At 24.9% G+C, this 13,595-nt stretch carries 11 protein-coding genes; 2 read left to right on the top strand and 9 right to left on the bottom strand.

The features are described from left to right. Window positions 1-49: 49 nt before the first annotated feature. The 6 genes from GOQ29_RS10010 to GOQ29_RS09985 all read right to left on the bottom strand — a co-directional run bounded on the left by GOQ29_RS10010 (window position 50) and on the right by GOQ29_RS09985 (window position 6,273). Entirely contained in the window at window positions 50-1,927 is a 1,878-nt protein-coding gene (locus GOQ29_RS10010; RefSeq protein WP_203372511.1) for an N-6 DNA methylase family protein, read from the bottom strand. 14 nt (window positions 1,928-1,941) lie between these two features. Beyond that, a complete protein-coding gene (locus GOQ29_RS10005) occupies window positions 1,942-2,082 on the bottom strand; it encodes a hypothetical protein (RefSeq protein WP_203372510.1) in 141 nt (46 codons plus the stop codon). 114 nt (window positions 2,083-2,196) lie between these two features. Beyond that, window positions 2,197-2,907, bottom strand: coding sequence for a single-stranded DNA-binding protein (locus tag GOQ29_RS10000; RefSeq protein ID WP_203372509.1), 711 nt, complete (start codon window positions 2,905-2,907; stop codon window positions 2,197-2,199). Between the two features lie 270 nt (window positions 2,908-3,177). Next, window positions 3,178-4,131 carry a Mur ligase family protein gene (locus GOQ29_RS09995; RefSeq protein ID WP_203372508.1) on the bottom strand — a complete coding sequence of 318 codons (954 nt, stop codon included), beginning with the start codon at window positions 4,129-4,131 and terminating at the stop codon, window positions 3,178-3,180. 142 nt (window positions 4,132-4,273) lie between these two features. Beyond that, on the bottom strand, window positions 4,274-5,038 hold the full coding sequence (locus GOQ29_RS09990; protein WP_203372507.1) for a polysaccharide deacetylase family protein: 765 nt from the start codon (window positions 5,036-5,038) through the stop codon (window positions 4,274-4,276). 101 nt (window positions 5,039-5,139) lie between these two features. Beyond that, on the bottom strand, window positions 5,140-6,273 hold the full coding sequence (locus GOQ29_RS09985) for a YibE/F family protein (protein ID WP_252187589.1): 1,134 nt from the start codon (window positions 6,271-6,273) through the stop codon (window positions 5,140-5,142). Window positions 6,274-6,421: 148 nt separating this feature from the next. On the opposite strand from GOQ29_RS09985, the gene GOQ29_RS09980 reads away from it, so the two are divergent. Next, the gene (locus tag GOQ29_RS09980) at window positions 6,422-7,369 is read left to right on the top strand and encodes a Na/Pi cotransporter family protein (protein ID WP_203372506.1); all 948 of its coding nucleotides are present in this window, start codon (window positions 6,422-6,424) and stop codon (window positions 7,367-7,369) included. Window positions 7,370-7,480: 111 nt separating this feature from the next. After that, window positions 7,481-8,020 carry a DUF4364 family protein gene (locus tag GOQ29_RS09975; protein WP_203372505.1) on the top strand — a complete coding sequence of 180 codons (540 nt, stop codon included), beginning with the start codon at window positions 7,481-7,483 and terminating at the stop codon, window positions 8,018-8,020. A gap of 33 nt (window positions 8,021-8,053) precedes the next feature. Here the strand turns inward: GOQ29_RS09975 and GOQ29_RS09970 are convergent, their stop codons facing one another. The 3 genes from GOQ29_RS09970 to GOQ29_RS09960 form a co-directional block, all read right to left on the bottom strand. Continuing rightward, entirely contained in the window at window positions 8,054-8,995 is a 942-nt protein-coding gene (locus tag GOQ29_RS09970) for a YncE family protein (protein ID WP_203372504.1), read from the bottom strand. A 311-nt stretch (window positions 8,996-9,306) separates the two neighbouring features. Further along, window positions 9,307-10,602, bottom strand: coding sequence for a bifunctional folylpolyglutamate synthase/dihydrofolate synthase (locus GOQ29_RS09965; protein ID WP_203372503.1), 1,296 nt, complete (start codon window positions 10,600-10,602; stop codon window positions 9,307-9,309). Window positions 10,603-10,661: 59 nt separating this feature from the next. Then, window positions 10,662-13,307 (bottom strand): valine--tRNA ligase, encoded by a 2,646-nt coding sequence (locus GOQ29_RS09960; RefSeq protein ID WP_203372502.1) that lies wholly within the window; start codon window positions 13,305-13,307, stop codon window positions 10,662-10,664. Between the last annotated feature and the right edge of the window lie 288 nt (window positions 13,308-13,595).

Raw genomic sequence — 13,595 nt, 5'->3', positions numbered from 1 at the left:
AATATTCTTTATAAATCAACGGGCTATCGCCCAGAAAAATCTTTAAGTGCTAAACTTCTGAATTAGATTGAAAACTAGTATTTAATCTTTCTATTTCACCTCTTTCTTTATTGGATATTTCATATATATCATATATTAAATCATCAATTCTTAACATTCTATTTTCTACATATGTTTTTTGTAAATTAAATTTGATTTTTGTATCCTTATAACTTTGTAAAATTTCATCTACAATTTTTACAATAACCTTTTGTTCAGAAATAGATACTAATTTTAATGGACTTTCTTTAATATGAAAAATTTTAATTTGTGGAAATAATTTACCATCTTCCATAGTCATGCTTCTATAAATACAACTTAATAGACTTGAATTCAAAAGTGCTAATATAAATTTCACATAAATATCTTGGCGATTATTGTTCTTAATTATTAGTGAATATAAAGTATTTAAAATAAAAAAATTTTCTTCATCATAAGAACATATAAATTTATCAGCAGTTTGTCTAATTAAGATTTTTTGATCATATACAAAATCTTCTCTCATAAAAGTAGCATATTCTCCATTTGTCTTATCTATTAATGATCTATCATTTCTTATATATAATCCATTCCAGTTATGATTATATTTATATATATTCTTTCCTTCTAAAACCTTTTTAGTATTTATATCTGGATTTGTAGTTAATAATTTATTTCTTACATTTCCTGTAGCTATACCGGCAATAATATCACAATAATCCTTAATTTTAAATTTAGACTGATTAAATATTCTATTACGCATTTTAAAAATTATATCTGATGAATTTATATCAAAAACATTATTTAATAATTCATTATAATATTGTTGTTTTATCTTTCTATAAGGTTTTAAATATAATTTTTCTTTTTTATAATTAGATTGGGAAATATTTTTAGAAAATACTAAATCTTTATATGAGTTTCTACTTATAATTATTATACTCATATTCATATCTACATCTTTAAATATTTTTTCACCTAAATTTATAACTTTTTCAATAAAACAACTATCCAAAATAAATCCCCTTAATTCAGAAAAATTATTATTAGTCAAAAAACTCCCGGGTATTATATATCCAATTCTTCCATTATTTTTCAATAATTTTATAGATTTCTCTATAAATAAACTATATATATCAAACCTTCCTACTGCAGTTTTATATTTTTTTTTCAAATAATCTTTTTGATAATATTTATTAATTTTTCTATTTTCTAAATAAGGTGGATTACCTATTATATAATCAAAGTTTATATTATCTAATTTTCCTTCTTTTAAAAAATTTAAATTTATTAAATTAAAATTCAAATTATATAATTCACCAGTTAATTTATATATTTTTATTATCAATGAATGTTTACAATATTCCAAAACATTTGAATCCATATCTATTCCATACATATTATTTTTTACTATACCATTAATAATCTCTTTATTAGTGAAATTAGTTTTTTCTTTATAATAATAATATAATTTCTCTATAATAAATATTAAAAAATTTCCACCACCACATGAAGGCTCTAATATTTTTAAATCTTTAATATTTATATTATCTTTATTAAATAAAAGAGTATTATTTATAATATATTCAACTATCCATTTAGGAGTATAATATATTGATAATTTTTCTTTATCTTTTTTTCTATAATAAATAATATACTCATACACGTTCGGAATAATATTTTCATCTATTAAAATATATTTATCTATCGAATTTTCAATTTGAAATAATATTCTAGAACTAAGCATACTATCTCTTCGAAAATTAAATTCAGATTTTATATCTATTCCATGATTTTTATACACTAATAAAATAATAGTATTCATTATCGATTTTTCTATCAACTTATTAGCATATTGAGAAGAGTATTCTTGATATATATCATCAATAATTTTATAAAGTTTTGTCATACCAACCCCTCACTTTAATCATCATTAATACTACTAAGATATCTTCTTATTTTTCTTATTTCGTATAATAATTTATTTAATGTATATTGTATAGAACATAGTATAATAATCACTATCAATCCTAATATTATTTTATATTGAATATCAAAATTCATTATATTCCCTCCTTACTTATACATATACTTTTATTATAACAAATAACAGCTATATTAATATCTAAAAATGAAAAGGATGATCATTTAAATGATCATCCTTTTCATTTTTAACACTTAATATGATTCCGATTCAACTTTCTTTATATCTTCTTTTTCTTCTTCATCCTCATCATTTTCTCTATTATTATCATCTTTTACATATTCTAACTTAGATACAGATACTTCATAGGCTTTTTTATTTTCTACTTTACCATCAGATAAGTGCTTTTGATATTCTCTGCTTTGAATTCTTCCCCATATTTTTATATGGTCTCCAACTTCTAAATTCTCACAAAATCTGGCATTTCTTCCCCATGTAATAGTTGGAATATAATCAGATTTGTTATAAGGTCTATTAACAGCTACTAATAAATCAGTTATTTCTCTTCCAAAAGGTGTTGTTCTATAAACTGGCTTTTTACATATAAATCCATTTAAATAAATTTCATTTGGTTTCTTTATCTTCTCTTCATATTCTTCTTCATTAAGCATATAACCATCTCTAGCAAAAATAGTAAGTACTAATTTATTATGTCCATTATGATATCTATTATATGATCTCAATTGTCCCTCAATTACAACATTCCTTCCTATTGAAATATCCATATCTACTAATAAACGTTCTGATATAGTTACAGGTAATATATCAGAATAGTCACTCAATCTAGGAATTTCCATTTCAAATACATAAAATCCTTCTCCATACATTTCATGACTAAATTTTTTTTCAGCAACTACCTTCCCAACAATAGTCACTGAATTATTATTGATAATTTTATCAATCAAGTCCCCACTCCCTTTCCTATTCTTATGTGTTTTTAGGATTTCTAAGATAATTTTATTCATTTAAAAGTACTAATATGAATAATTTTGTAAATTATTTAATCTAATCTTTCGATTTAAAAAGTGAATAATCTATAATAAAATATTAGACAAATATAAGTAAATCCCTTTTTTTATGTTAAATTAATTTAACTAAGTACTCTTAAGAGCCCTTAATTAAATCATAAAATATTTCTTTACCCTTATTCATACATCGAGGACCTAACAAAACTATTATATCTCCCGAGGAATGCCCTCAATTTCTTTAAATGAATTTTGAATAATATCTATATCAATATCAAAATACAAAGCACATGAAATTGCAGCTAAACTATTATATACATTATATAATTCAGATAATTTAGTAGAAATATTAAATTCTTGAGAAAAATATTCTTTTTCTTCTATCGTAAAAATACTTCTTTGAATGCAAACACTAAAGCTAAGATTCTCCTGAATATTTATACTAGAAGCTGTCACAGAGGATTTTGAATTTAGTCCATAAGTTATTGTTAATGCATTTTTATTTCCATCTAAGAGTTTAGTACCATTTTCATCATCAATATTTATAACAGCTAATCTATTTCTCCTTAAAGAATCAAATAATATTTTTCTTGTATTCAAATAATCATCAAAACTTTTATGCAAATCTAAATGATCTACTTCTATATTAGTATGAATAGCTGCATCAAAATCCACACCATAAGTCATATCAAATTTTAATGCATGAGAAGATACTTCCAATATAATCACTTTAATATCTATTTTTTTTAATTCACTAAATAATTCATATAAAGTTTCAACATCATTAATCTTAACCCCTAAAGTTCCTATAAGAGCAGTCTTATATCCTGCATTTTTAAACAATCTTTCTATTAAATAAGTAGTAGTAGTCTTTCCATTTGTACCTGTGACTCCTATAATGATTAAACCCTTTGTAGGATATTCATAAAACTCATTTAAAAGCTTAGCCAATTTTTTTCGTGGTTCTTTAACCTTTACTATCGGAATTCTTTTATTGTATATATCTTTATTAGTAAATATAATTATTGCTCCATTATCAATTGCTTCATCTATAAAGTCATTTCCATCTATTTTCTTTCCCTCAATTGCTACAAATACATATCCATCATTTACTTTTTTTGAATTACATGTAATACCTTTTATCTTTTTATCATTAATGTACATTTATTTAACTCTCCTATAAAAAATAAATTTATTATTAACTATATAATTATAATTCATAAATCTTATAGTTAATATCTTATTTAGTATTTGTTAATATATGAGTTTAATATTCACAGTAAAAAATATCAAATAAATTCAAATTTTATTTTTTAAACTGCCTACCTTCATGATCTATATAATAATCATCTTTATATATAAGTTCTGAAATTGGTATTATTTCATAATCTTTATCCTTTAATTCTTTTAATACAACAGGCAAATATTCTGTAACATATTTTGCATTATTATGAAATAAAATTATTGATCCATCATTTACATTTTTTACTACTCTATCAACAACTGGTTGCATCCCTTTTTCTTTCCAATCTAAAGAATCAATATTCCATTGTATTACATGATAATCATTATCTCTACAAACTTGAATAAGTCTATTATTATAATCTCCAAAAGGTGGTCTAAATAAATTAGTTTTTTTATTAGTTAATTTATATATTTTATCTTCAGTCTTTTTCAATTCGTCCACAATCTGTTTCTCATTAAGCTTAGACATATAAGGATGATTAGAAGAATGGTTTCCTAATTCATGTCCTCTAGCATCTATTTCTTTTACTAAATCAGGATATTTATCAACCCAAAATTCCACTAAAAAAAAAGTAGTTTTTACATCGTATTCATCAAGTATATCTAATATTTCATTTGTATATTGATTCCCCCAAGCTGCATCAAAACTTATAGAAATCTTTTTATCCTCTCTGTTCACACAATAAATAGGTAATTCCTTATTTGGTGAAAATACCTGTTTAATATTATTATTTTCAGATTTTATTAAAACACTAAAAATAGATAATAAAACTAATCCTAAAATAACCAATACAATTTTATTCTTTTTAAAGAAATAATTTTTCATATAATTCACCCCATATAATATAGTTACTATATTATATGGGGTGAAAATACAAAATAGAAATGATTACAATAAAAAAGGAGGTAACCCTCCTTTTCTGTTTACTATTTTACATCTTCAGACTTTTTAATTTTATTATATAAGCTAGCTGCTACTAATGTTGTAATAGGTATTGTAAATATTAGCCCTATACTTCCTGATAAAGCTCTTACAATTTCAGAAGCTATCATATCTCTATTTATTATTTCCGCTAATCTAAAATCATGAGCCATAAATAAAAGCATTAAATGAATAGATCCACCTGTATAAGCTAAAATCAAAGTATTTGACATAGTACCCATTATATCTTTTCCTACATTCATACCAGATTTTATTAAACTTTTATTAGATATACTAGGATTACTAATTTTAATTTCATTCATTGAAGAAGCGATAGACATACTTACATCCATTACTGCCCCTAAAGCTCCTAAGATTATACCAGCAAATAATATTCCTTCAAAATTAAATGTATCTCCTTGTGGAAGCAAACTAAGCATTTGAGCTTCTTCTGATCCTAACCCAGTAAGATTAGCAAAATGACTAGTAATTAAGGTTATAATTCCAGCTGCAATTACTCCACCACTTGTCCCAATAATTGCTACTAAAGCTTTTTTATTAAAACCAGAAATAATAATTAATGTAATTGCTATTACAACAACACTTATTCCAATAGATAAATAAATAGGATTGTATCCCTTTAATATAAGAGGTAACATAACTTTGATTACAGCAAGACCTGTTATAAGTAAGGTTACTATTGATTTAAGTCCTTTTAATCCTCCTACTATTATTAATAATAAGAAGAATATAATGACTAAATATAGTAAATATTTATCTCTTACAATTTCAGATATGTAGCCTGTAATAACCTCTCCATTTTCATCCTTTTCCAAATTAACCAATACAGTATCTCCCTCTTCAACATGAAGATTATATGCAAACATACTATCTATATAATTTTCTACCATTACCTCTTCATTTTTGTGGTCACCACTTATAATTTTTAATTGAATAACTTGAGTTGTAGTAGTCTCTCCTTCAGCATAGGATGTTTCTTCTACATCCTCTGATATAATTTCCACTACCTTTCCTCTCACGAGATCAGATTTTTCTATATTATCTTCCGCTATAACACTATTAAAATTTATACAAACAAACATTATTAATATAAAAATCACTAAGATCTTTTTAACCATACATTTCCACCTTTCTACTATAAATAAAAATACCCACGTTTATTAAATCATTGATTTCATTATTAGTCAATTAAATTTATAGATTGATATATAGAATAATTTATATACAGTTAAGAATATATTTATTATAAGTTAAAGGAGGTCTATCATGGAAATTTTTAATAATGATAATCTAAAAATAATAATAGAGTTTGTCTCAGGCATAATTGTATTTCTCTTTTCAATAAGATTACTATCTCTGACAATGGAAGAAAATTTATCAATGAAATGGAACACCATTATAAAAAAATTAACTTATAAAAAAATTAACTGCTTCCTTATCGGTATTATAATAACAGCTTTAATTCAAAGTAGTAGTGTATTTATTATTATTATTATAACTCTAGCACACAGTAAATCTATTAGTATAGAAAGGGCAATACCTCTTATACTTGGCTCTAATATTGGTACTACAGTTACAGGTCAATTGACTGCATTTAACATAATACATTTCATTCCATATTTAATAATATTAGGCCTAATATTATACTTATACTCATCTAATTATAAAGTTCAAATAACAGGCACTTCTATTCTTTCAATATCATTAATTTTTATAGGTATAAAATTAATGGGAAATTCATTGTCAAATTTTACTAATTCTCCTGATTCATTATCATATATATCACATATATACGATAATAAAATTAATTCTGTATTTTTTGGTGCGGGTTTTAGCACTTTAATTCATAGTAGTAGTACTTCAATAGTTATACTACAAATCATAGCAAAGTCTGGATTAATACCACTAATAACCTCCATATACATATTATTTGGACTAAATATAGGAACTTGTATTGATGCATTAATAGGAGGTTTAACCACTAATATTTATGGTAAAAAAGTAGCATTATTCCATATTCTATTTAATATATTTGGAGTTATAATATTTTTTAATTTCGGTAATATATTAGCCAATGTGGTTACTTATATATCTCCTGATAATATTCCTCGACAAATTGCTAATGCCCATACAATTTTTAATATATCTATTTCTCTATTAATTCTACCTTTTGTACATCCTATTTCCTCTTTCTTAAATAAAATAATTAGGTAGCAATATTACTATATATTCATATTATTAATCCTAACAAAAAAAGAGATAGTTATTCACCTCACGATTTTTATGGTATAATTTTATATAACAATTTATATGAAGGTGATGAAAATGTTTGTTGAAAATAGTAATGATTTAGCTCAAAATAAATTAATACTAATTTATATTTTTAATACTGTAGATTATCCTATGACAAATTCTGAAGTTACACAATTCGTATTAGAAAATAACCATATGAATTATTTTTTAGTACAACAATATTTAAGTGAGTTAGTAGATTCTGAATTTCTGAAAATCGTTACTAAAGATGGAAACGAATACTATATGTTAACAGAAAAAGGTAAAGAAATATTAAACTATTTTTCCGAAAGAATACCTACAGAAATCAAAAAAATTATAGAAAATAAATCATTAGCTAAAAAAGAAGAGAAAATTAAAGAAACTCAAATTTTAGGAAATTATTATCAAAAAAATCAATCTGAATTCATAGTAACCCTTAAAGTTATTGAAAATGAAGTAACGTTATTTAATCTTTCTTTAAACGTAGTTTCTAAAAAACAAGCTAAGATGATTTGCAATAATTGGAAAGAAAATTCTGAATTTATTTATAAAGAATTTATAAATTTAATTACTAATGATAAACAATTATAACACAAAAATTAATGTCGAGAAAATTTCTCGACATTATATAAATAATAATCCATTTGGTTCCCTACCTACTAATATTTCTCTTACTACTTTATCTTTATTAATATCAAATAATATTACAGCATTTTTAACAATATCACTTATATATAACAAATTATCTTTATCCCATAAAATATTATTAGGCATACCTCCAATATCAATCTTATCTATTATTTTTTGCTTCTCATAATCTATCTTATACAAACATCCATTACCTGCATTTGTAGTATAAATTATATTTTTATCCAACAAAACTGTCATATCCAATATAGAATCATCAATATATATTCTTCTAAATACTTTCTTATTATCCAAATTAAATAATGATATTGAAGATTTATTTAGTTCATCACAATGGCAAGACAATATAAACATATTCTCATCCAACATATAAAAATGTAATGGATGTATATCCATCAATATCCTCTCATCAGTATTATTCAATAAATCTAATATAGTAATACTATAACCATTACTATTGGCTATATATATTTTATCTCTTAATCTATCTATTTTTAAATCATGAGGTTTTCCACCCACAGGAATATTCTTTATTAAATTAAAATTTTCCTCATCAATTATTGAAATTGAATTAGAATCACCATTAGTCACATAAATATTCTCTTTATATATTTCCATATGATTAGGACTACATCCCACATAAACAATATCTAATATTTTTTTTGAAGACACATCTATCTTAAATATGCTATTACTGAATGAATTCACTGTATATATTACATTTGCAATGGAACTATTAAATATTTGATGGGTTCCAATATTAAATATTTTCTCATTTACTTTATTCTTAATATTTGGGGAAATCATATCACTATATTTTAATTCAATAGACTTATAATCTTGCGTTAAATCTATATAGGTTAATGAATTACTTGCTGTATTCGCAACCAAAAGTTTTGAAAAATCTCCTGAACCCATAGTATCACCCCATTAATTTCTATATAACAGTTTATGCGTGGAATTATACTATGGTGAATTTGTGAGTTTAATTATTAAGAAAGAATTTTATATACAAGTTCAATTTTTAACGATTTTAAATTTCTATATTTTATTTCTTTTATTATTTCATTTAATTCCATTTTTAATTTTTTTGTATTATTACTATTATACATATCTACTTTTATCTAGAATTTTTTATTAAATCATAATCACTCATCTTTACAAAAGGTCTAAATATTATACTAGATATGAAAAAACTCCTATTAATATATTAATAGGAGAATAAAGTATTATTTCTTATTTATTATTTTTCGAGCTTCTCCTATTAAATATAATGATCCTGCTATCAAAATCAAATCATTTTCTTCATATTCTTCATAGGATAACTCAATAGCATCTTTTATATTCTCTTTACATTTTAAATTACTATTATATTTATTTACAATGAAAGATAAATCTTTAGCAATCATTTTTCTAGGATTTTCTGGTTCAGTTATCAATATTCTATCAACCTTTGGAGCAATAATTGAAATAATTTCCTCTACATCCTTGTCTCTTAACAAGCCTATAATTAAAATTAACCTATCATAAGAAAATATAGTCTCTATATTTTCTACTAAAGTTTGAATTCCTTGAACATTATGTGCACCGTCAATCAATATTCTAGGCTCTTGTCTAATTAACTCTAATCTACCCATCCATCTAGAATTTTTCAAACCATTTCTTATACTATTTTCAGATATTTTTATATCTCCACATTCACTTAATACTAATATACATTTAAGAGCTAAACAAGCATTATATATTTGATGTTTTCCTATTAAGTTTATCTCTAAATCTTTATATTTATTTCCTTGGAAACTGAAATCAAATAAAGAAGCTTTATCATTGTATTCTTTAACTTTAATTTCATCAAATCTAAGAAAATCCAAACTAGCTTTTTTTTCTTCAGATACATTTAAAAGAACTGTTTCTGCATCCTTTTTTTGAGGATAAGATATTACTTTACTTTCTCTTTTAATTATACCAGCTTTTTCATATGCAATTTTATCTATAGTATCACCTAAAATATCCATATGATCTAGAGATATAGAAGTTATCACTGAAGCTAATGATTTATTTATAACATTAGTAGAATCGAATCTACCACCTAATCCTACTTCTAATACTACAATATCAGTTTTCTCTTCAAAATAATATAAAAAAGCTATAGCTGTTACAATTTCAAATTCAGTAGGATGATTATACCCTTCATCAATCATTTTATCTACACCTTTTTTCACTTTTTCCGTAATATTTCCTAATTTATCATCTGAAATATTAATATTATTTATCCTTATTCTTTCATTGAATACTTCTAAATATGGAGAAGTAAATAAACCAACTTTATACCCCTCTTCAATTAAAATATTTGATATAAATGATGAAGTTGATCCCTTTCCATTAGTTCCTGCTACATGTATAAATTTTAATTTTTCATGAGGATTATCCAATAATTGTAGTAATCTTGTTATATTTTTTAATCCTAATTTACTACCAAATTTTTTAGTACCATGGATATATTCCAAAGCTTCTTTATAATTCATTTCATCACCTCATATAATAAGTATATTATTGAAAAGACACCAATTGGTGTCTTTTCAATTTATTTATTGGTTAAATTATTAAGTCTTTCTTTAACCTTTTCCATCATATTTTCATACTTAATCTTCTTTTGTCTCTCTTCCTCCACAACTTTATCAGGGGCTTTATTTACAAAACCTTCATTTGATAATTTACCATTTACTCTTTTTATTTCTTTAATTAATCTTTCTTTTTCATTATTTAATCTTTCAATTTCTTTTTCCATATCTACTAACTCTTCTAAAGGAAGAAATATTTCACAACTCTCTACTACTGCACTCATTGCATCTTCACCTATTCCCTCTTTAGTATCTTTTATTTCAATAGAACTTGCAAAAGCTAAGGTTTTAAAGAATATTTCATTTTCTTTTAATACTTCTTGTATATTATCATCTTTAGTAACAAAGATAATCTTAGCTTTTTTAGAAGGGACAACATTCATTTCTGCTCTAATATTTCTTACATTTTTTATAACTTCCATAATAAAATCTATTATTTTTTCAGCATTATTAAAATTATATTTATCATTATATTTTGGCCACTCAGCTACTATTAAAGCTTCATCATTATCATTTATATAACTATATATTTCTTCCGTTACAAATGGCATAAATGGATGTAAAAGTTTATTTATATTCTTTAATACATGAATTAAAATATTCTGAACTGTTCTTTTATCATTTTCATCTTCTCCATATAATCTTGATTTTACCATTTCAATATACCAATCACAATATTCATTCCATGTAAAATCATATATTTTTTGAGCTGCCATTCCTAACTCAAACTTATCTAGGTTACTACTTACATCTTTAATAATATTATTCATTCTAGATATAATCCATTTATCTTCATCTTTTAAATCAAAATTATCAATGCCTTCAAATTTGAACTCATTATCTAAGTTCATTATCACAAATCGTGAAGCATTCCATAGTTTATTTGCAAAGTTTCTACTAGATTCAACTCTTTCTATATAAAATCTCATATCATTACCAGGGGTATTTCCTGTTATCAATGAAAATCTTAATGCATCTGATCCATATTCATCTATAATTTCTAATGGATCTATTCCATTTCCTAATGATTTGCTCATCTTTCTCCCTTGAGAATCTCTAACTAATCCAGTGATAAATACATTTTCAAAAGGTATCTCTCCCATATGTTCTAATCCTGAAAATACCATTCTAATTACCCAGAAGAAGATAATATCATATCCCGTAACTAATACATCTGTAGGATAGAAATACTTTAACTCTTCCGTATTTTCAGGCCATCCTAATGTTGAAAAAGGCCAAAGTGCTGATGAGAACCATGTATCTAAAGTATCCTCGTCCTGTACTATATTTTCAGAATTACATTTACTACACTCTCCAGGTTTTTCTTTAGAAATAATAACCTCATCACAATCTTGACAATAATATACTGGCAATCTATGTCCCCACCATAGTTGTCTAGATATACACCAGTCTTTAATATTTTCTAACCAATTAAGATAAATTTTACCAAATCTTTCAGGAACAAAATTAAATTTTCCTTCCTTATATGCCTTTATTGCAGGTTCGGCTAAAGGTTTCATATTAACAAACCATTGCTTAGATATTAAAGGTTCAACTGTAGTATTACATCTTTCACAATGTCCTACGCTATGCTCATGATCCTTTATTTTTACTAAATACCCTTCTTTTTCTAAATCTCTAATAATTTCTTTTCTCGCTTCATATCTATCTAAACCTTCATACTTTCCACCATTATCATTAATCTTAGCTTCATCATCCATTATTTTTAAATTCTCTAAATCATGTCTTAATCCTACTTCGAAATCATTTGGATCATGAGCTGGAGTTATCTTCACTGCACCAGTTCCAAATTCCATTTCTACATACTCATCTTCAATTATTGGAATTTCTCTATTAACTAGAGGCAAAATAAGTACTTTCCCTACCAAATCCTTATATCTATCATCTTCAGGATTTACTGCTACTGCCACATCCCCTAAAATGGTTTCTGGTCTAGTTGTGGCAATTTCTACAAATCTATCTTCTCCTTTTACAGGATATTTTACATACCAAAATTTACCTTTCTCATCAATATGCTCTACTTCAGCATCAGAAATAGCCGTTCCACAACTAGGACACCAATTAATAATCCTATTTCCTCTATATACCAAACCTTTTCTATATAATCTGATAAATACTTCTTCTACTGCATCACTTAATCCCTCATCTAAAGTAAATCTTTCTTTCGACCAATCACAAGACACACCTAATTTTCTAAGTTGTCCTCTAATATTTCCACCATATTCTTCTGTCCATTCCCAAGCCTTTTCTAAGAACTTTTCTCTACCTAATTCTTCCTTTGTATACCCTTGATCCTTAATACGGGCAACTACCTTTGACTCGGTTGATATGCTAGCATGATCAGTTCCTGGGAGCCATAACGCTTCATACCCATCCATTCTCTTCCATCTTATTAAAATGTCTTGAATTGTATGATTCAGAGCATGACCCATATGCAAATTTCCAGTTACATTTGGAGGAGGCATCATAATAGTAAAAGGTTCTTTATCCTTATTTACATCACCTTTAAAATACCCTTTTTTACTCCATTCTTTATATAATCTATCTTCAAATTCTTTAGGATTATAAGTTTTTGCTAGATTTTCCATTTTATTCACTCCTTTTTATTTTCCATAAATCATCAAAAAAATTGAAATGACAGTTATAGATAATCCAAATAATTTAATTTTTAATAACTGCTTTAAATCTGTAATTTTACCTTTTTTAAATAATCTATCTGAGCCCAATACCAGAACAGTACTTATTAAAAATAATATTATACCTAATCTAAAAATAAAAATCCCCCCTTAAAATAAAAAATGCGGACTAGAAACGTGTCCGCTTCGCTAGGGAAACCTAGTTTCCCTTCGACGGTGCATAAAACGTGCACCTGAGCA

The sequence above is a fragment of the Anaeromonas gelatinilytica genome (assembly GCF_016820635.1).
In the GTDB taxonomy this organism is placed as follows: domain Bacteria; phylum Bacillota; class Clostridia; order Tissierellales; family SIT17; genus Anaeromonas; species Anaeromonas gelatinilytica.
Note: the sequence above shows the minus strand (reverse complement) of the source record. Positions and strands in the feature narration are given on the sequence as shown.

Coding starts and splice junctions, on each gene's coding strand:
- GOQ29_RS09965 (WP_203372503.1), bottom strand. CDS start 10,602: ATGAATTATAAAGAAGCTTTGGAATATATCCATGGTACTAAAAAATTT.
- GOQ29_RS09995 (WP_203372508.1), bottom strand. CDS start 4,131: ATGTACATTAATGATAAAAAGATAAAAGGTATTACATGTAATTCAAAA.
- GOQ29_RS09980 (WP_203372506.1), top strand. CDS start 6,422: ATGGAAATTTTTAATAATGATAATCTAAAAATAATAATAGAGTTTGTC.
- GOQ29_RS10005 (WP_203372510.1), bottom strand. CDS start 2,082: ATGAATTTTGATATTCAATATAAAATAATATTAGGATTGATAGTGATT.
- GOQ29_RS09985 (WP_252187589.1), bottom strand. CDS start 6,273: ATGGTTAAAAAGATCTTAGTGATTTTTATATTAATAATGTTTGTTTGT.
- GOQ29_RS09960 (WP_203372502.1), bottom strand. CDS start 13,307: ATGGAAAATCTAGCAAAAACTTATAATCCTAAAGAATTTGAAGATAGA.
- GOQ29_RS09990 (WP_203372507.1), bottom strand. CDS start 5,038: ATGAAAAATTATTTCTTTAAAAAGAATAAAATTGTATTGGTTATTTTA.
- GOQ29_RS09970 (WP_203372504.1), bottom strand. CDS start 8,995: ATGGGTTCAGGAGATTTTTCAAAACTTTTGGTTGCGAATACAGCAAGT.
- GOQ29_RS09975 (WP_203372505.1), top strand. CDS start 7,481: ATGTTTGTTGAAAATAGTAATGATTTAGCTCAAAATAAATTAATACTA.
- GOQ29_RS10010 (WP_203372511.1), bottom strand. CDS start 1,927: ATGACAAAACTTTATAAAATTATTGATGATATATATCAAGAATACTCT.